Raw genomic sequence first — 18,874 nt, 5'->3', positions numbered from 1 at the left:
TGATAATTAGCTGAAAAGACCCCCTGTTGCAAAGAGGCCTATAGTCTGTTCTATCTGCCAATATTTTCAACAATCATGCCGAAAGTGGTATAGACATCTATATGAATGTCTTTTATGATGAAAGAGACAATGGAAAATTAAGGAGGTATGCAATGAAAAAGAAAGCGCTATCATGTATGCTTGCAAGTGTCCTTGGTGCTTCATTATGTTCCGGGGCTGTCGGTGCTGCCCCGGAAGCGAGTATAGAAAATCCGCCAAAAGCCAACCCGTATCAGCAGGGAAAATCTTCGTCCAATAACTACTCATGGGACCGCCAATTTCCGTCGCTTCCCGTATTACATCCAGGATCGATTCGAGGTGCAGGAATGAGAACAGAACCACTAAAGCATATGGATAACGTTTTGCAGACCGCTGTCGACAATGATGTCATGCCCGGAGCCGTAGCCTTCGTTGCCAGACGCGGACACATCGTCAAAGAAAGCTCTTACGGGTATGCGGTCCGCTATGTAGATGCAGACCGGACAGAAACAAACCACCCCATCACCATGACCAAAGACACTATTTTTGACCTGGCTTCCATCAGCAAAATCTTCACGACAACAGCAGCAATGAAGCTTTACGAGCAGGGAAAATTCAATCTGGATGACCCTGTGGCCAAACACATCCCTGAATTCGCAGCCAATGGAAAAGAAGAAGTTACCATCGAACAGCTCATGACCCATACCTCTGGATTTAAGCCATGGATCCCCCTCTATCAAGTAGAAGGTGATCGTAACGACCGCCTCCAGCATGTTTTTCAATACCCGTTGGAAAATGCTCCGGGATCTACATACACCTACAGTGACCTCAACATGATTACCCTCGGCGCGCTCGTGGAGCGGCTGTCCGGCATGAAACTGGATGCCTATGTCCAACAGGAAATTACAGCCCCGCTTGGAATGAGTGACACCATGTACAATCCACCGGAACAGTTGAAGAACCGTATTGCTGCAACGGAATACCAGCCATGGACAAACCGGGGACTGGTATGGGGGGAGGTCCATGATGAAAGTGCCTGGTCTCTGGACGGCGTTGCCGGCCATGCCGGAGTCTTTTCAACCGCTTCCGATTTAGCAGTTTTTGCCCATATGTTTTTAAACGACGGCAAGTACGGGGGCACACGGATTCTTGAACCTGAAACCGTTGATCTGCTGACAGAGAACCGGATTCCACAGTTCCCCGGCGATGATCACGGACTTGGCTGGGAACTCCAGCAGGGATGGTTTATGGATGCCCTCTCTTCTCCATCCAGCTATGGCCACACCGGATATACAGGAACATCCATCGTTGTAAATCCAGAAAACGAGACGATTGCGATTCTATTAACCAACCGGGTCCATCCGACCAGGGAGACGGTTTCCACCTCTCCTACCCGCCGGGTCTTCGCCCGAACCGTTGCCGATGCTATCCCGGTAACGGCACCAAAATCGAAGAAGGAGACGTGGTTCGCCGGCTATGGTGACCAGTTATCCCGTTCCATGACCGCTGAAGTCAACCTCTATAAAGACCGGACCCTTTCGTTCTCCACATGGCACCAAATCGAGAGCGGTTTCGATTTTGGAAAAATAGAAACCTCTACAGACGGCAGCAGCTGGGAAGAAGTGTTGTCCCTTACAGGCCGAAGCCAGGCATGGGAGGAAAAATCTCTTACCATTCCGGCAGAAACGAAATATGTCCGGTTCACCTACGAAACGGATACCTCCGTCAACAACCGCGGATGGTATATCCATGGGGCTGAAATGAATGGAACTCCCCTCTCCTTTTCCAGCGAAGAATGGGAAAAGAGGAAATACTAACAACCATCCGCTGTCACCCACGGGGTTTTATTCAAAATAAAGACGGATGACATGGTGTCATCCGTCTCAGCTTGTAGAGAGCCCTTTTGTTTTTCCAGTATCTGCAGGAGTTCCGCACCTTCACTTTCTGCGGACGAACATCCAAGACTCCTCGGGACAAACTCTACGCGGCCTCGGCCGACCGTTTTCGGAGGAGAAAATTGAACGACGCTTGTTCCGGAACCAAAAAAAGACTCCCTTCCACCCAGACACTCTGGGAACTAATTTTAACATTCACTTGGTTAGGTCACGAGGAGTGTTCGGTGGTGACGCCTGCGGGAACGGCACGAGCCGATAAGCGGAACGTGGCCGTAAATGTTTCATTCGGTAAGCGCAGCAGATACCATATATTCTCTTTCTCTACAGCCTGAAAAAGACGGATGACTGAGGTCATCCGTCTTTTTCAAGCTCATTTTTTAAAACCACTGCCCGATTTTTCAGCATCCTTGTCATATACTTCTCCAAAAACAGCCGGTCAGCGAGCCGTCCCAGGATACCAAGGGGCGATTGATAAACAAACGTATCCACCATCAGCGTCCCTTCACCTTTTTCAATGAAATCATGGGTATGGGTGAAGGAATGGAAAACACCTTTATCCATAACATCGACAAACCGATGGGGCGTCTGCATGGAAACAATCCGTGCCGTCAAACGCTGCCGGACGCCGAAGTGAATGGCTTCCCAGGTGACGGTGTCCCCTTCCTTCATCAACCCTGCGGTTACACCTCCGACCGCTTTTTCTTTTGTCTGCGTCATGCTCTTCGTATGCAGATCAACGCTCCGTGCCGCGTCAAACACCTGCGAAACCGGAGCCTTTATGAATTGGTAGTGAATGATTTCAGGCATACATCCTCCCCTAGTTGTCATCGGACGTAAAAAATCCCGTAATGGTTAAGGCTGTGCCTCCAAGGGCTGGAACCAGATGAACGAGGAATACAGTAAACGCCGTCGAGAGTCCATGCTCCGACGGACGCGCTTCAGCGAACAGTGGAGCAAGAGGAAACACAAGCAGGAATAAAAGAGCAATTCCTGCCCCTATCCACCTGCGCTTTTTACCTTTTCTCACTGTTTTTTCGACACTGATCCATATGACCGCTGCATAAACACAGAGTAAAAGAAAAAGCAGACGACCTCCTCCTTTCATACGGATCGTTCTTTACAGCTTCCCGATAGTCAACGCCCTACCCGGGTTCAGACATGACAGCTTCTCTCCCTTTCGTCTGCCCTTTGTCATCCTGATGATATGCACACTCCGGAAGCTGTTCACTTGTAATCCTGTACACGTCCCGGCCCGTGACAAATCCAGGAATGCCGGGTTATCTCTACAAACTGAAAGTGTACATAAGCCGTACAGCTCTCCCCCTATGCTTCAAAGGTTTCACCTTTTCTGAAATGACGCTCAATACATGTATGCAGATCCTACTGAGGTACGCCTGTCATCCATTCCAGTATCATCGTTTCTTAAAAACCTGTCACGTTTAAGCTCGAAACCTTAGTTTTTAATAAGAAGTGAACTATATACTTTCATTTCCTCCAGATAAAAAAAGCCCGGTTCATGAACCGGGCTCTCCTTCGTTTATTCTTCTGTTACCTTCACAATCGTACGTCCACGTGTTTTTCCTTCAAGGATATCAGAAAGCGTCTGTGGCAGCTGATCGAATGTGATCTCATTTTTCATTTCATCAAGGCCCTCCGGCTTCAGATCATCAGCGATCCGGTTCCAGATGGTTTTTCGTGTTTCAATCGGGCAGTACACAGAATCGATACCCAGAAGATTGACACTGCGCAGAATGAACGGGAATACAGTCGTCGGAACGCTTGTACCCGCTGTCAAACCACTCACCGCAACAGCACCACCGTATTTTGTTTCACTTAAGATGGTCGCAAGCGTCTTACCACCGACAGGATCGACGGCCCCGGCCCAGCGCTGTTTGCTCAATGCCCGTACTTTTTCCGGGGAAAGCTCTTCGCGTGGAATGATATCCTCTGCACCGAGGTGCTTCAAATAATCATGCTCGGAGGCTTTTCCTGTGCTTGCGGTCACATGATACCCACGTTTTTTCAGCATAGCGACAGCCATACTGCCCACACCGCCGGTCGCTCCAGATACAAGAATGGAACCATCTTCCGGTTTCACACCTGCTTCTTCAAGCTTATGAACGGACAAGGCTGCTGTAAATCCAGCCGTACCGAAGACCATGGCTTCTGACAGGCTTAGATTTTCCGGAAGCGGAATGATCCAGTCCCCAGGAACACGCGCATATTCACTGTATCCACCATAATGAGATACTCCAAGTTCATAGCTGGTTACGATGACTTTCTGTCCTTCCTCATAGCGGGAATCAGCAGATGATACGACCGTCCCGGCCAAGTCGATTCCGGGAACAAACGGATAAGACTGGACGATCTTCCCGTTCGGAGTACTTGCCAGCCCGTCCTTATAGTTGACGCTTGAGTAATGCACCTGAATGGTGACGTCCCCTTCAGGCAGGTCATTCAATGTCAGTGACTGAATGTCCGCTGTAAAATCATCTTCTGTTTTATTCACTACAAAAGCCTTAAATGCTTCGCTCATGTGTAACCTCTCCTTTCACCTTTTCATGTGATCCAACTCTATCGTAAGGCATTTTATACTGACTGGTCAAATTATTCTATCCGGTCAGAAAAAATATTTTCATGTCCTGCCTTCTTCTTGTATAATAGATGGTTAGTATAGGAGGTAAGCTTATGGCTAAGAAAGCAGAGCAGCGACGACAACAGATTTTGAAGGCCGCTTTTGAAGCAGTGGCTGCCAAAGGCTATGATTCTGTTACGCTACAGGATATCGCGGATTATGCGGAAGTGAGTAAAGGCGTGACCAATTATTACTTTAAAAATAAAGTGGATGTCTTTTCCCACTTGTTGGAGTGGATTACAACACGCATCTATGAAAAAGAAGCCGCTTCTATTGAACGAAAAGAAACAGCATTGGAAAAACTCGAAGCTTATATAGATCAGGTGTTTGTCAGTCCTGAAGAAAATAAAACGTTTTACAGCGTCTACCTCGATTATCTGTCTCAAATGAAGCACCAGGAACGCTACAGGCAGATCAACCAGCAATTTTATGAAAACTGCTGGTCCATCGGACGTGAAATCATTACGCAGGGACTGGAAGAAGGCGTCTTTCACGTCGAGGATGTCGAACAGTCCGCCATCAGTATCCGCAGTATGATTGACGGAACCCTTATCCAATGGCTGATGAGTCAGGATGATGCCAAGCACGCGAGTTATAAGTTCCATTGTCATCAGTCCGTCCTCCGCCTACTGAAGGCGTCCTCATAGAAAAACCTCTCAGGAAGCTGTCCTGAGAGGTTTTTCCATTTTATAATTCCTTCGTACCTTTGACGCCATTGATCGAATAGCTTGCCGTCAATTCCGCACTGATGGAGTGGGAAACTGAGCAGTATTTATCTTTGGACAATTGAATCGCGCGGACGACTTTTTCCTCAGGAAGGTCGCCTTTCAAATCATAATGGATGTGCATGCTCGTAAATTTACGTGGGTGTTCATCGGCTCTGTCACCACTGACATCCATATGGAAATCTTCAATTGGAAGACGCATTTTCTTTAAGATGGAAATGATATCAATACCCGTGCAGCCAGCGACTGCGTTCATTAATAATTCGGTCGGTCTGGCACCGCCGTTCTTCCCGCCGGAGTCCTCTCCAGCATCCATGTCGACCGTGTGGCCGGAGGGAGTATCTCCTGAGAACGCCATATCTCCATTCCATTGAACTTTAAATTCCATCAGCTTCATCTCCTTTAATAAGAAGGGGTTTGTTTTATCATGCACTTTCTGATTCCCCTTATACAACCCGGGGTTTATTCAGAAACACCTTCTACTCTACCACAGCTTTTCTAGAAACGTGTGTCTCCTGCTCAGCCCTTTCTTTATAAAGAGACTCTGTTATTGCTTGGTGTTGTTATGTAACATGTGAGCTCAGATCACCCCTTTCTGTCATGGGATTTGTAGGAGGCGGCCTTGGGAATGACTCCCTTTCCGTGGGGTACCGTGAGCCTCCTCAGGCTGCGCCTTCCGGGGTCTCACGATGTACCTTCATCCCACAGGAGTCCCGCCATTCCAAGGCCGCCTCTTCAAAGAAGGGGAGTTAGAAAGGACATAACCGAAGTCCGTTACACCACTACGAAAGGGATGGCAGGGAAAACAGGTAGACTCCTGCGGGAAAAAGGAACAAGGGGAGACCCCGGAGAACGAAGTTCGAGGAGGCTCATCGTTCCCCGCGGAAAGCGGACGGTTTTCCCTGCCATCCCATGCTCTGAGTAAATAACGGACCGGACCCCTAATTCCAGACGGAGACGATTTAGTAATCGTTTAAAATATCAACAACAGACTTTAACAGAGCTTATATAGAAGAAAACCGTCCTGACATCACAATCATTCAAACCCTTCCAGAGCCATCATTGGGGCCTCTGATTCCTTTATGGTCATAACAAAAGAAGCGCCGGTTGTTTCTCTGTCCAGAAAAAAAGGTATGGACAGGTATAGGTGAAAGGAGAGTGGAAGACGTGGAAAAGAAAAACAGACTCGTCCGCGATCATACCCCTCAGGAACTGAAGGGTTCAGGAAAAACGATTCGAACGAGGCAGCTGGCCGATCAAGAATATAAGGAAACATTGAAAAAGAAGCTTCTCGAAGTCGTCGATGACTATGCCCACGCAAAAGAAAACCGTAAATCCCTCACGAAACTTGCAGACATGATGGAGGTCATTCATGAATTAACCTATTCACATGGAGCGACCATCGAAGAAATCGAACATATCCGTCAGCACCGCCGCACGGAAAAAGGCGGATTTAAAAACCGCACCCTCCTGATCGACGTAGACGAATAAACAAGATCGGTCCTTTTCTTCCAACCCTGCAATCCAGACGTTCGGTTAACAGAAGAGAATAAACCGATGCTCATGAATGTCCGCAGAAAAGCTGTGGCGTGTACACCTGAAGAAGCCGGGATTTTTGCAAAATTATAACATTGGCTTGGATGTTGTCCTTCCTGTTAAAATCGCTTATGATGGAAATAGTGATTTTTTTTAAAGAGGAGCGTATATATGAAACAATCCATTTACGGATTGACGTTTGAACAGCTGACCAGCTGGCTTGAGGAGCATGGGGAAAAGAAGTTCCGTTCCAAGCAGGTGTGGGACTGGCTGTACCAAAAGCGTGTAACAGAATTCTCGCAGATGAAAAACGTCAACCAGTCCTGTATCGACCTTTTGGCTGAGCATTTTACGATCGAAACTTTGACCGAGGAAATAAAACAGGAGTCTCAGGACGGTACAATTAAATTTCTATTCAAACTGGATGATGGAAACGTTATTGAAACCGTATTGATGCGGTTCAACTACGGCCTATCCGTCTGTGTAACGACACAAGTCGGCTGTAACATCGGCTGTTCGTTCTGCGCCAGTGGTATTCTTCGTAAAAGCCGTGACCTGACAAGCGGAGAGATTGTGGAGCAGATCATGCAGGTCCAGCATCATCTTGATAAGCAGGGTAAAGATGAGCGCGTCAGCCACATCGTAGTCATGGGAATCGGAGAACCGTTTGATAACTATGACAACCTGATGGATTTCCTGAACGTCGTGAATGATAAAAAAGGACTTTCCATCGGTGCCCGCCATATTACGGTATCCACCAGTGGAATCGCACCAAAAATGTACGAGTTTGCGGATGAAGGCATTCAAGTCAACCTTGCCTTATCCATTCATGCACCGAACAATGAACTGCGCACACAGATTATGAAAATCAACCGGGCCTATCCGCTTGAAAAGCTGATGCCCGCCATTGATTACTATCTGGAGAAAACCAACCGCAGAATTACGTTCGAATATATTCTGCTTCGTGATGTGAACGATCATAAAAAAGAAGCCGAAGAACTTGCCGCTCTGTTGAAGGATAAGCGTCACTTGTCCTATGTCAACTTAATCCCCTACAACCCGGTCGCCGACCACCCTTACGAGCGAAGTGAAAAGGAAGCTATTCTGACGTTCTATCAGACATTGATGGACCGCGGGATCAAATGCGGGGTTCGTACGGAACACGGAACAGATATCGATGCGGCCTGCGGTCAGCTACGCAGTAAGCAGATTGAAAAAGAAAAAGCACGTAAAAAGAAACAGATGCAGACAAACTAAAAAGGATGAGGCTTTCCAGCCTCATCCTTTTTTTATTTTCAGGCTCCCGCCCATACATCTTTAGCCAGTCTGCCCTCTTTCTCGAGTTGATCGATCCAGTCAGCTGCAGCCTTTTCATCTGCGCCTTTGACTTCCTGAAAGCTGTTCTTCAGGGTTTCCAGTACTTCAGGAGCCATACGGCTTCCATCCCCACAAATATAGAGATGGGCGCCCTTTTCCAACAGTGGAATCAGCTTGTCCTTATCCTCATCCATGACCTGCTGAACATACCTCTTCGGCTGTTCTTCACAGCGGGAAAAAGCGGTGTTTAACGTAATCAAATTCAGTGCTTCCGCTTCCTTCAGCTCGTCTTCATAAAGGAAGTCCTGCTTCGGATGGCGGCACCCAAAGTAAACATGGGCTTCTCCCAGTTCTTTTCCTTCATTCTGCAGGTGTGTTCTCTGCTGAATGAACCCTCGGAAAGGAGCAATTCCTGTTCCAGGTCCGACCATAATGACTGGAGTCCGGCTGTCCTCTGGAAGGTGGAAAGCTGTTTCCGGCGTCCGGATAAAGCAGGCGATCTTATCAGCAGTGTCAAGGGAAGCCAAGTAATTGGACGCCACACCTTTGTACTCTCCTTTACCACTCCAGGCTGCTCCCTTCACGACACTGACAGTCAAGCTTACGCGCTCTTTCCCTGCCGTCGGTGAGCTTGAAATGGAATAATAGCGGACACGAAGCGGTGGGAGAAGAGCCAGGAACTGCTCAAATTCCATGAGGCAGGAATCATATTCCTCCAACAGTTCGAGCATCGTCCGTCGCTTGGCAAGGATTTCTTTTTTATAGGCCTCTCCTTCTGTCAGGCGCTCGAGTTCCTGTTTATGAGGAGGACACGGATTACTTGCCGCAAGGGCACGCAGCTGGGCCCGAGTCGCCGGTTCCTGAAGTTCAACGTACGAAGATAACAATTCTCTAAGCTGGACCGGCTGACCTGATGGCAGATGCTTCGCTTTTCCCGCCCCTTCCTTCAGAACGACAAAGGCTTCTTTTTTCAGTGAAAAACGGTCCACTACTCTGTCCACGAGGTCTTCATGGTTCTCTGGGACAACACCGATGTGGTCTCCTTCTTGATACACAGTCCCTTCTGGAAGCAGAAGTTCCACGTGTCTTGTACTCCGGGCCCCAGCCTGGTGAAGCTCACGGTTCTCCAATACTTCCGCCGTAAATGCCCCGTAAGACTGACCAATCGGCGTATAACTCGTCCCGCTCACATAGTCCATAGCAATAGAACTGGACTGCTCGGACGTCTCTTTCACTTCCAATTCATAGAAGGAAGCGAGTTCATTCCAAAGGGTTTCCTGCCACATTTCCAAATCACCGTCAAAATCTTCACTGGCATCTCCTTCTCCGCGGGAAAGAAGACGTCCTGCACCTTTGGCTTTCATTTCTTCGTCGATCCGCTGAGGGATCCGCTGATACGTAGCCGCCCAGTTTCGATCCCCACAGCCGAAGACCGCATACGTGACACCGGACAAATCTTCTGATTCAAGTGTTGGAATCCATTCCATGAACTGACGGGCATTATCAGGCGGGTGGCCGTTATAAGAAGCGGAGATAAATAACACGGCCCCGTCCTTCGGAACGGCACCCACATAGTCATCCAATGGTGCTGTAACGGTTTTGAATCCAAGAGAAGTTCCTTTTTCGGCGATTTCCCGTGCTGTTCCCTCTGCAGTTCCAAGGTTCGATCCATACAGGATATACAAAGGAGTGCCATGCGCATTTGAGACCATTTCCGGATCCTCCACCTGGGACTTCGGAGCTTCCTCTGCCGGCTTTTGGAAGATGGACGCCTCTTTTCTGGTCTTCACTTGCAATGTTAGTCCGTCAGGCTTCAGTGTCAGTGTTTCTTTTACATCGAGTTCATAATTTGTATTATCCACAAGATCAAAATGCTGAAGCACCATGCCGAGGACAAGGACAGCTTCATGAAGGGCGAACTGTTGACCGATGCAGGCTCTCTGCCCGTTTCCGAACGGCTTGAAAGCATGGGCCGGCACCGCCGATGGATCTTCAAAACGCTCCGGTCGGAAGGCTTCTACATCTTCCCCCCACGCCGCTTTATCCCTATGCAGCTCAGGAATCAGCAGGGTGAAGGCATCCCCTTTTTCCACTTCATATTGACCGCCAAGTGTTGTATCTTCCTTGGCGTAGACAGAAAATGCGGGCGCGGTGGGCCAGAGACGAAGCGCTTCATTCAGTACCATCCGTACATATTTCAGCTGTTTCACCTGTTTAAAGGATGGCGTATCCTGACCAAGCACTTCATCTACTTCCGCCTGAGCTTTCTTCCTTTTCTCAGGGTGCTTCATTAAAAAGTAGAGGGCAAACGACAAAAGCCCGCTCGTCGTTTCGTGTCCGGCGATGAGGAACGTAATGATCTGGAAACGGATGTTTTCATCGGAAAGACCCTCACCTGTTTCAGGATCCACCCCTTTGAGCATATGGGATAGAAGATCATCTTCTCCCTGATCACCTGCCTCTTTCCGCTCAGCAATTAAACCGTCTACCAGCTGGAACATATAATCAATATCTTCTTTATACTGGCGTTTCGACCGGACCATCAGCTTATCCTGAATGCCGAGACGCTGGGACTGGCTCATCGATTCATCCAGAGCGCGAACCATTTTCTCCACGAACGGATGCATATCTTCCCTGTAGAAACTGTTGAATCGGAAGTTGAATCCACACAGGCCGATGGTATCAAGCGTCAGTCTCGTCATATCATCAGGAACTTGAACCGCTTCCCCTGCATTCAGCCGTGACCACTTCTGTACCAGCTGAACAGCGATGTCGACCATTTTATCGTGGTAACCTTTCATGGCCTGCTGACTGAAGCTCGGAAGGAGGATGTTATGCGCTTTTTTCCAGTTGGGCTCGCCGGTTCCACTCGTAAACAATCCATCCCCGCCAAAAGCCCTCACTTTTTGCAGGGCAGGACCCACATGCTTGTCGAACCGGTTTTCGTCAAGGATCTCATCCGCTAAAGACGCACTGGAGATAAATGTGCTCACTCTTCCTGGAAATTGAAACTGAAAAATGGACCCGTACTCCTCCGCCATACTCATGAACGACTGGATGGGTTTGTCTTTATTCAGCAATGGCAGGTTTCCAAGCGGCCCGTATTCCTTCGGTCGTGGTATTGTATTTGTTTTATTCACAATGATTCACCTCTTATTAAAATTACGGAATGAACATTCATTCCGTTTTGTGTGAAAGAAATGCCCCATCAATGATGATGACGCACAGCATCCCAGCAGCTTTCTTCAACTCCATGAAGTAAATCCCGGCTGGCTTCCAACTCTTCGGATCTGATCAATTGTTCAAGTTCTAAAAAGCCGCCGAAAATAATAGCAATCAAAGCGAGCGACGGCAGCTGGCGGATTTCTCCCCGCTCTTTTCCCTTGTCCAGAAAATCCCGGAGAATCTTCCAAAGACAGCTGAACTGTTTCCGGCTGGACTCATTCAGGAAATAAGCTCCGTTGTGCGTCTTAATAAAATAAAGCGCATGTTCGTGCTCATTTGTGAATTGGACCATCCGTTGAAACAAATGATGAAACTGCTCCCTGCTCGAGCTTTCTTGAGGATATTCCTCCTCCAGCATTCCTTTGAATGCCTGGACATAATGCTGGAAAAGCGTATTCACAAGAACTTCCTTGTTCTCAAAATAACGGTAAATCGTTCCTGCGCCTACACGAGCATCCCCGGCAATCATCGGAATCGTCGTAGCATCGAAGCCGCGTTCAGCAAACAATTTCAAGGCGCTGTCTAAAATATCTTCTCTCTTCGTTCTGTTTGTGGGCATCGGTGTTTCTCTCCTTAACCAAGGAATGAATTCTCATTCCTATTAAAATCTTAGTATAGTTTATCATACCCCTCAATCAATCAAAGGACTCATATCTGGTAACTTTATCTAATTCACGTCCAATTTTTTCATTAGTGTGAATATTCATTTACAATATTGTTAAATAATGGTTTACCTCTGCGTTTTTTGAGGAATGACCTCTATATAGAGAGAAAAAAATTACAGGGAGATGGTGAATCTATCTAAAAGGGGTTTTTCTATTGAAAAAGCTGCTTGCAGGTCTGTTTGCCATAGGTTTGATTTTCAGTAGTTTTGGAGCCGTAAGTGCCGATAATCATGACGGTGATAAAGACTGCCCTGATTTTGCTTCTGAAGAAGAAGCAAAAGAATACTGGGATGAAAAAGGCTACTCCGCCGAAAATGATCCAGAGCGTTTAGATGGAGACGGTGATGGTGTTCCATGTGAGGACTCCGATTATAGTTCCTCCGACAGTTCAGAGGAATCTTCCGATGACATGTCCTCCGGAGATGAGGATGCAGCCGAAGAAGAAGAAGAAACGATGTCCAGTGAAGAGGAAGGCGGGGAACTGCCTGACACTTCAGCACCGTACGCTACATATGCGTTGTTGGGGATGACTCTTTCTGTACTTGGTGGAACCGCTTTAGTCGTGCGCCGCAGGGAACAATAAAACGAATGACACCCTCTCCCCTCATGCAGACAGGCTCTCCTGCCTGTCTTTTTTATGCCGTAAAAAGAAGCAGACGCGCTCCTGCGTCTGCTTCTATCCTTATTTCTGAGCCGTGTCCTTTTCTTTCTTTTCCAGAAAGTATTTAATTCCTGCCACAGTACCAATACCGAGCAGTGCATACTTCAGCCCTGTAATGACAGCATCAGGATTCAGACCATTTTCCCAAAGCGAAAAACCGATACCGAGAAGGACGGCAATTATCGGAATAAATCGATTGGACACCCGGCGGGTCTGACGGATGGCGTACAAAACGACGGCCAGACCAATATAGGGGGTGAAATCCATCATGATTTCCATCGTGCATGTCTCCTTCAAGTGAAATGGGGCTTCCTGTTATCAGCCTATTCACGAAGAACCAGAGGTAGACATGACCCGTTAATCTTCTATGTTGACGATGACACAGCCGTAACCTTCTCCACTGTCAATAACCGCATTGGCTTCTGCAATGTCTTCCAACGGGTAGATTTTATCAATACGGTGGAGAAGCAGATCGGACCGCAGTGCTTCATCAATATCCTCAATGGCCTCCTGCTTCGCTTCTTCCGGCATGTCATAAACGATGATCATACGGATCGTTAAGTTCATGAACATCATACGCTTGAACGGAAGAACAGGCTCCGGGACGACCGTTGAGGAATATGTGGCAATTACACCTCCGACTCGGATGATGTCCAGCACGCTCTCCAGATTCGCTCCAAATTCCACATCAATGACACGGTCCACTTTCCGGCCTCCGGTAAAGTCCAGCACCTGTTCAACCATATCATCAGACGTATGATTGACAATAAAATCCGCTCCTGCTTCACGGCAGTAGTGGCTGGATTCTTCATTACTCGCCGTCGTAATGACGACCGCGCCGGCAAGCTTGGCCCATTGGATCGCATAGTAGCCGACACGACCGGCTCCCCCCGTAATGAACAGGACTTCTCCTTCTACCGGTCCATCAGCAAAAACGCTGCGGTGGGCGGTCATGACAGGAATACCGAGGCAGGCCCCTGTTTCAAAGCTGACCTCTTCCGGCAGTTTTACAGCTCTCCGGCTTTCCACCGCACAATATTCCGCTGCTGTTCCATACTGTCGTTGAAACTGGGCCTGGTACACCCATACTCGTTCCCCGATCCTCGCGTGGGAGACGCCTGGTCCGACAGCTTCGATTACACCCGCCCCGTCACTGTTAGGGATGACTGGTCCACCATCCAGTAAGTTATGAAAAGAACCTTGTCGTTTTTTTGTATCAGAAGGATTCACTCCTGAAGTTTTCATTCGTATCAATACTTCTCCATGTCCGGGTTCAGGAGCAGCGTACTCCCCTGTCTGCAGCACCTCTTCCGGTGCACCGAATGCTTCAAACCATGCTGCTTTCATACAAATAACCTCCTTGATTTTCTCCCCTTACTATACCCTGGATGCTGAAATACAAAAAGCCTGCAGAAAGCAAAAAGGCTGTCGAGATCATCTCGACAACCAGAAAGAACCAAAATTTTGGTGCTTATTTAGGCAGGGTCGTTTTACCGTCCAGGACTTTCTGGACGTCTGTAAAATCCATTTGATGAGCTTCGGCTACCTGCTTATAAGTAACAAGGCCATTGACAACGTTCAGGCCTTTACGTAGAGCCGGACTGTCCAGACAGGCTTTCCGCCACCCTTGACCAGCGATCTGCAGAGCATACGGAATCGTCACATTTGTAAGCGCGACGGTAGAGGTCTGAGGCACAGCTCCCGGCATGTTTCCTACTGCATAATGGACGACGCCATGTTTGATATAGACGGGATCATCATGAGTGGTTACATGATCCACCGTTTCGACGATCCCCCCTTGATCGACAGCTACATCCACAAGCACGCTGCCTTTCTTCATCGTTTTCACCATCGCTTCAGTAACGAGCTTCGGCGCCTTTGCTCCCGGAATAAGGACGGCACCGATCACAAGATCGGATTCCTTTACGGCTTCGCTGATATTCAACGGATTGGAAACGAGTGTATTGATCTGCCATCCAAAAATATCATCCAGCTGCCGGAGACGCTCAGGACTTAAATCGATGATGGTGACTTCCGCTCCGAGACCGACGGCAATTTTAGCCGCATTTGTACCGACGACCCCGCCGCCGATGATGGTCACTTTTCCACGTTTCACCCCGGGCACGCCACCAAGAAGGATTCCGGTCCCCCCGAGCGGACGCTCTAAAAATTGTGCGCCTTTTTGAGCTGCCATCCTCCCTGCCACTTCACTCATCGGCGTCAAAAGCGGCAGGGAGCCGTTATCGCTCTGCACCGTTTCATAGGCGATAGCCGTCACTTTCTTATCGGCCAGCGCTTTTGTCAATTCTTCATCCGCAGCCAGGTGCAGGTAGGTAAAAAGAATGAGTCCTTCATAAAAAAACCCATACTCCTCCGCCAGCGGTTCTTTTACTTTCAAAACCATCTGCTGCCCCCAGGCTTCTGAAGCTGAACCGACAATCGTCGCACCGACCTGCTTATAATCAGCATCCGAAAAACCGGAACCTTCCCCGGCTTTTGTTTCCACAAATACCTCATGGCCCTGCTGAATCAGGGTAACGGCCCCTGCCGGTGTCATAGCGACCCGGTTTTCATTATTTTTCATTTCCTTCGGGATTCCAATACGCACGCTGAAAACCTCCTGTCATTCTCTAAAGGGTGTAGATAGCCTCGACCAGTGTATGGATCAGGAAGGTGACATCCTCCTCTTCAATCGATAACGGCGGTGCCAGTGTTAATATGTTATTGTAACCGGCTACCGTCATCCCATTCTTCCCGATAATGATGCCTTTGTCCTTACACCGGCGGATGACGGTATTGACTTTTTCCACAGCCAGCGGCTCTTTCGTTTTTTTATCGGTGACGAGCTCGATTCCAATCAGCAGCCCTCTGCCTCTGACATCTCCTACATACTTATGCCCCTGCAGACGTGTTTGCAATTCGTTTTTCAAGTGATCCCCCAGCTGTCTGGAACGTTGGAAAAGCTGTTCCCTCTCCATAATTTCAATGTTTTTCAGGGCAACGGCGCAGGAAGCAGGGCTGCCTCCAAATGTATTGATATGCCGGAAGAAGTCGTAAGTCTCCTCTCCGCAGAAGGCTTCATAGATTTCTCTTTTCACAGCGGTTGCTGACAAGGGCAGGTAGGCACTGGTCATGCCCTTGGCCATCGTGACGATATCAGGCTGCACCCCGTAATTCATAAATCCGAACGGCTGACCGGTCCGTCCAAACCCGCAGATGACTTCATCCACAATCATTAAAGCCCCGTGTTTTTCGCAGATGGACTTCACTTCCTTCATATAATTTTCCGGCGGAACGATGACGCCTCCCCCTGTGATAATCGGTTCCATAATCACTCCGGCAATGGTTTCGTTGTACTCCCAGGTCATAACCTTATCGATATCCTCCGCTCCCCAGCGGTCCGCTTCACTATGCTGACTGCGGTATTCATCAGGCGGAGCTACATGAAGAAAACCTGATCCCAGCGGTTCATATTTATATTTCCGCTGCGCCTGACCTGTAGCAGAGAGAGAGCTTGTCGAGTTCCCATGATACGCGCGATAACGGGAGATGAATTTGGACCGGTAATGATCTCCCTTCTGCTGGTGATACTGCCGTGTCATTTTGAACGCCATTTCATTCGCTTCGGACCCACTATTGGAAAAGAAGACGACATAGTCTCCCCCGAGCATGTCATTGATTTTTTCAGCCAGATTTACGGCAGGCTCGTGGCTTTCGGTCATCGGCATGTAGGACAATTCCTTCATCTGATTATAGGCGGCCTCTGCCAGTTCTTCACGGCCATATCCGATGTTCACACACCACAAACCTGACATCGCATCCAGAAAGCGACTGCCTTGCACATCCGTAATCCATGAACCTTTGGCACTTTTCGCGATCATTGTATTTTCAGGCTTGTAAGGCTTCATGGAGTGCCATACATACTTTTCGTCCTTTACGAACATATCATTCTGCACATCCGCGTTTGTCATGGAAAAACCTCCCCATTCCTGGATAATTATTTGAATTATCTTAATTATCCAACATTAAGGAACAGGTTTCATTAGACATTGTGTTAAACCGTCCTCCGAACGCTTACACATAATGACAACACGCTTGTATGGAGGTCAGGCATGGAGAGCCTGCTGGTATTCATGAGCGACAAGCGCAAATTCGATCACCTGACGTTTTTCACAGTCCATGAAGTCCGCTCCGAGCAGCATTTCCAGCTTCTCGAGCCGGTGATAAAGCGTCTGTCGGACAACAAAAACTTTGTCTGCCGTTTCTTTTTTGGAACCATTGCAGGCAAGATACACCCGTAAGGTTTCCAGAAGCTTCGTATTATGTTTTTGGTCATACTGTATAATCGGCTCTAAATATTCATCGACCAGCCCGTTGAGGTTGCTGTGTTTATGTACAAGGGAGATGAGCCGGTACATGTGCATATCATCATAAAAATATCTGTGCTGTTCAGGTGGAAGATTGCTTTGCAGCGTCAGCGTTTCCAGTGCGGTCTGGTAACTTTCACTGACCTGATCCAGGCGTCGTATATATTTTCCGACCGCAATTTGGAAAGAAGCCACCGACGGATCATTCAGCATGCTGATTTTTTTCAATCTGTCCACACCCGACTTCATGCGGATCTTCCAGTCCTCCTCCTTTTTTCGGTTCAAGAGGATGTACGTAACCAGCTGACGGCGCTGCACTGGAAAAACGTAAAACCCATTCTGATCAAAAATATTCTGCACAAGCATGTTCAAGTACGTAACATCCGGATTGGTGCGCCGTTCGTCGGCCATGTTCATTTGAATGGTCACAGCCGCAGACCCGGATGAAGGCAGCTGAATTTTGTAGCGGGGAAGACGGCTTTCGATTTCCTCTTTGGTATGTTCTCCTTCCAGCCAGCCCATCAGCCATTCAGTTTCCTTCGCCTTTCGTTTCTCCTCTGTATACAATTCCCGGAGAAGGTACTGAGCAAGAGCCGTGGCTGTGCGGTCGAGAAGGAGCGATTCGAATTCTCCTAGCTCCCGTCTTCCACATAATAAATAAATGACAGCAAACTCCCGTTCCAGCACTTGGACAGGCTGCTGCAGCAGCCACCGTTTCCGCTGAGCGGGCGGGGCATTCAATTCAGCAAGCGCCTCCTCCCTCTCCTTATTTCTAAGCTGTGGCACCGTGACCACCGTGTGATCTTTCGTGACATAGATCAATTGGCAGTTCACATACTGCTGGAGATTCTTAAGAATATCAAAATAGTTATCAATGGACAGCAGGCGTTTATTCAGGCGCTGGGCGTAATCCTCGAGGCTGGAAATCCGTTCATACTGATGGTTGATCAAATCGGCATGGATCTCCCGGGTGATTTCAATAAAGGAAACCTCTTTCTCGAAAACGATGACAGGGAAGTCGTGCGCATCTGCAAAAGCCAGAGCATCCTCTGACAACTCCTGAATAAACGTACCGAGTTCGATGCAGATGCCGGCGACGTTCCGTTCAACCAGCTGCTGAAGCAGACCCAGCAGCAATCGGTCATCATTTTTCCATCCAAATCCTGTAGAAAGAATAAGCTCTCCACCCTTGAGGTTTTCTCTTACTTCCGTCATTTCAAAGACATGCACCCATTTCACTGATTTCGAAAGTCCAGCATGTCCCGATATGACTCTTGCCGATGAAAAATGGTCTCGTTTCAGAATGTTTTCAATAGACATGGAATCTTTCATACAACGCCCCCCTCTTTTTAACGTATACCAAAAGGCCGTGATAATCGAACATCTTGTAAGATAATCTCACATAGAGGCTGAATCATTGGATAGTAAGGGTTTGAACACACTTACATTCCCCCGTCGGTCAGAAAATCTTCCCTGATCGATTCTGTAAGCGCTGTCATTATTCTTCATAAAAAAAACCGTCTCCTTCTATTTTAACAGGAACGAATAAAAAAGACAGAAAAAAAAGCAGGGAGCCTGCCCCCTACTTCATTTCCTGTTTCTTCTGCTGTTGAAATAATATCGTTGAAAAATATTTTCTTGAATCCGGATGAAGAATATGAAGCCTCTCCACCTCAGGCTGGTCCGGATCACTGCCTTTGTACATAAACTCGAGGAAAGCTCCGCTTAAATTTTCTGTTACAGCTTTTATGACATACCCCTGTTCCAATAAAAAGTCGATTTTTTCCCTTTCTGCATGAAATTCACGATGGTCTGACATAGTATTCCTCC

The 18,874-nt window shown here is 48.0% G+C and carries 17 protein-coding genes; 5 read left to right on the top strand and 12 right to left on the bottom strand.

Annotation, left to right across the window (positions count from 1 at the left end):
* Positions 1-152 precede the first annotated feature (152 nt).
* The gene (locus ACXAJH_RS16350) at positions 153-1,835 is read left to right on the top strand and encodes a serine hydrolase domain-containing protein (protein WP_474994567.1); all 1,683 of its coding nucleotides are present in this window, start codon (positions 153-155) and stop codon (positions 1,833-1,835) included.
* Positions 1,836-2,264: 429 nt separating this feature from the next.
* Here the strand turns inward: ACXAJH_RS16350 and ACXAJH_RS16345 are convergent, their stop codons facing one another.
* The 3 genes from ACXAJH_RS16345 to ACXAJH_RS16335 form a co-directional block, all read right to left on the bottom strand.
* Entirely contained in the window at positions 2,265-2,720 is a 456-nt protein-coding gene (locus tag ACXAJH_RS16345) for an SRPBCC family protein (RefSeq protein WP_474967913.1), read from the bottom strand.
* A 10-nt stretch (positions 2,721-2,730) separates the two neighbouring features.
* Positions 2,731-3,018, bottom strand: coding sequence for a hypothetical protein (locus ACXAJH_RS16340; protein WP_474994565.1), 288 nt, complete (start codon positions 3,016-3,018; stop codon positions 2,731-2,733).
* A gap of 432 nt (positions 3,019-3,450) precedes the next feature.
* On the bottom strand, positions 3,451-4,449 hold the full coding sequence (locus ACXAJH_RS16335) for an NADPH:quinone oxidoreductase family protein (RefSeq protein ID WP_474967911.1): 999 nt from the start codon (positions 4,447-4,449) through the stop codon (positions 3,451-3,453).
* Between the two features lie 152 nt (positions 4,450-4,601).
* Here ACXAJH_RS16335 and ACXAJH_RS16330 point away from each other — a divergent pair, with 152 nt between their 5' ends.
* Entirely contained in the window at positions 4,602-5,195 is a 594-nt protein-coding gene (locus tag ACXAJH_RS16330; RefSeq protein WP_474967910.1) for a TetR/AcrR family transcriptional regulator, read from the top strand.
* Between the two features lie 40 nt (positions 5,196-5,235).
* On the opposite strand, the gene ACXAJH_RS16325 is transcribed toward ACXAJH_RS16330, so the two are convergent.
* A complete protein-coding gene (locus tag ACXAJH_RS16325; RefSeq protein WP_027953588.1) occupies positions 5,236-5,661 on the bottom strand; it encodes an OsmC family protein in 426 nt (141 codons plus the stop codon).
* Positions 5,662-6,440: 779 nt separating this feature from the next.
* On the opposite strand from ACXAJH_RS16325, the gene ACXAJH_RS16320 reads away from it, so the two are divergent.
* Together ACXAJH_RS16320 and rlmN are read left to right on the top strand one after the other, a co-directional pair.
* Positions 6,441-6,764, top strand: coding sequence for a nucleoside triphosphate pyrophosphohydrolase (locus tag ACXAJH_RS16320; RefSeq protein WP_474967909.1), 324 nt, complete (start codon positions 6,441-6,443; stop codon positions 6,762-6,764).
* Positions 6,765-6,980: 216 nt separating this feature from the next.
* Positions 6,981-8,066: a dual-specificity RNA methyltransferase RlmN gene (gene rlmN / locus ACXAJH_RS16315; RefSeq protein ID WP_027953586.1), complete on the top strand. Its 1,086-nt coding sequence runs from the start codon at positions 6,981-6,983 to the stop codon at positions 8,064-8,066.
* Between the two features lie 38 nt (positions 8,067-8,104).
* Here the strand turns inward: rlmN and ACXAJH_RS16310 are convergent, their stop codons facing one another.
* Both ACXAJH_RS16310 and ACXAJH_RS16305 read right to left on the bottom strand, forming a co-directional pair.
* Positions 8,105-11,266 (bottom strand): bifunctional cytochrome P450/NADPH--P450 reductase, encoded by a 3,162-nt coding sequence (locus tag ACXAJH_RS16310; RefSeq protein WP_474994562.1) that lies wholly within the window; start codon positions 11,264-11,266, stop codon positions 8,105-8,107.
* Positions 11,267-11,334: 68 nt separating this feature from the next.
* Positions 11,335-11,910, bottom strand: a complete 576-nt coding sequence (locus ACXAJH_RS16305) for a TetR/AcrR family transcriptional regulator (protein WP_027953584.1) — start codon at positions 11,908-11,910, stop codon at positions 11,335-11,337.
* A 260-nt stretch (positions 11,911-12,170) separates the two neighbouring features.
* On the opposite strand from ACXAJH_RS16305, the gene ACXAJH_RS16300 reads away from it, so the two are divergent.
* Positions 12,171-12,599, top strand: coding sequence for an excalibur calcium-binding domain-containing protein (locus ACXAJH_RS16300; RefSeq protein WP_474971824.1), 429 nt, complete (start codon positions 12,171-12,173; stop codon positions 12,597-12,599).
* A gap of 99 nt (positions 12,600-12,698) precedes the next feature.
* Here the strand turns inward: ACXAJH_RS16300 and ACXAJH_RS16295 are convergent, their stop codons facing one another.
* From ACXAJH_RS16295 to ACXAJH_RS16270, 6 genes are all read right to left on the bottom strand, one after another.
* On the bottom strand, positions 12,699-12,956 hold the full coding sequence (locus tag ACXAJH_RS16295) for a phage holin family protein (protein ID WP_027953582.1): 258 nt from the start codon (positions 12,954-12,956) through the stop codon (positions 12,699-12,701).
* A gap of 78 nt (positions 12,957-13,034) precedes the next feature.
* Positions 13,035-14,024, bottom strand: coding sequence for an NADPH:quinone reductase (locus ACXAJH_RS16290; protein WP_474994561.1), 990 nt, complete (start codon positions 14,022-14,024; stop codon positions 13,035-13,037).
* A gap of 124 nt (positions 14,025-14,148) precedes the next feature.
* Positions 14,149-15,285: an alanine dehydrogenase gene (ald, locus tag ACXAJH_RS16285; protein ID WP_474994559.1), complete on the bottom strand. Its 1,137-nt coding sequence runs from the start codon at positions 15,283-15,285 to the stop codon at positions 14,149-14,151.
* Positions 15,286-15,307: 22 nt separating this feature from the next.
* Positions 15,308-16,648 (bottom strand): aminotransferase, encoded by a 1,341-nt coding sequence (locus ACXAJH_RS16280; RefSeq protein ID WP_474967904.1) that lies wholly within the window; start codon positions 16,646-16,648, stop codon positions 15,308-15,310.
* A 135-nt stretch (positions 16,649-16,783) separates the two neighbouring features.
* Positions 16,784-18,376 carry a PucR family transcriptional regulator gene (locus ACXAJH_RS16275; RefSeq protein WP_474994557.1) on the bottom strand — a complete coding sequence of 531 codons (1,593 nt, stop codon included), beginning with the start codon at positions 18,374-18,376 and terminating at the stop codon, positions 16,784-16,786.
* 250 nt (positions 18,377-18,626) lie between these two features.
* Positions 18,627-18,863, bottom strand: a complete 237-nt coding sequence (locus ACXAJH_RS16270; RefSeq protein ID WP_474967902.1) for a hypothetical protein — start codon at positions 18,861-18,863, stop codon at positions 18,627-18,629.
* Between the last annotated feature and the right edge of the window lie 11 nt (positions 18,864-18,874).

The sequence above is a fragment of the Halobacillus sp. ABD4_316 genome, assembly GCF_056161385.1.
This window is presented reverse-complemented; position numbering and strand designations above follow the sequence as displayed.

Coding starts and splice junctions, on each gene's coding strand:
- ACXAJH_RS16350 (WP_474994567.1), top strand. CDS start 153: ATGAAAAAGAAAGCGCTATCATGTATGCTTGCAAGTGTCCTTGGTGCT.
- ACXAJH_RS16345 (WP_474967913.1), bottom strand. CDS start 2,720: ATGCCTGAAATCATTCACTACCAATTCATAAAGGCTCCGGTTTCGCAG.
- ACXAJH_RS16340 (WP_474994565.1), bottom strand. CDS start 3,018: ATGAAAGGAGGAGGTCGTCTGCTTTTTCTTTTACTCTGTGTTTATGCA.
- ACXAJH_RS16335 (WP_474967911.1), bottom strand. CDS start 4,449: ATGAGCGAAGCATTTAAGGCTTTTGTAGTGAATAAAACAGAAGATGAT.
- ACXAJH_RS16330 (WP_474967910.1), top strand. CDS start 4,602: ATGGCTAAGAAAGCAGAGCAGCGACGACAACAGATTTTGAAGGCCGCT.
- ACXAJH_RS16325 (WP_027953588.1), bottom strand. CDS start 5,661: ATGGAATTTAAAGTTCAATGGAATGGAGATATGGCGTTCTCAGGAGAT.
- rlmN (WP_027953586.1), top strand. CDS start 6,981: ATGAAACAATCCATTTACGGATTGACGTTTGAACAGCTGACCAGCTGG.
- ACXAJH_RS16305 (WP_027953584.1), bottom strand. CDS start 11,910: ATGCCCACAAACAGAACGAAGAGAGAAGATATTTTAGACAGCGCCTTG.
- ACXAJH_RS16295 (WP_027953582.1), bottom strand. CDS start 12,956: ATGGAAATCATGATGGATTTCACCCCCTATATTGGTCTGGCCGTCGTT.
- ACXAJH_RS16290 (WP_474994561.1), bottom strand. CDS start 14,024: ATGAAAGCAGCATGGTTTGAAGCATTCGGTGCACCGGAAGAGGTGCTG.
- ACXAJH_RS16280 (WP_474967904.1), bottom strand. CDS start 16,648: ATGACAAACGCGGATGTGCAGAATGATATGTTCGTAAAGGACGAAAAG.
- ACXAJH_RS16275 (WP_474994557.1), bottom strand. CDS start 18,376: ATGAAAGATTCCATGTCTATTGAAAACATTCTGAAACGAGACCATTTT.
- ACXAJH_RS16270 (WP_474967902.1), bottom strand. CDS start 18,863: ATGTCAGACCATCGTGAATTTCATGCAGAAAGGGAAAAAATCGACTTT.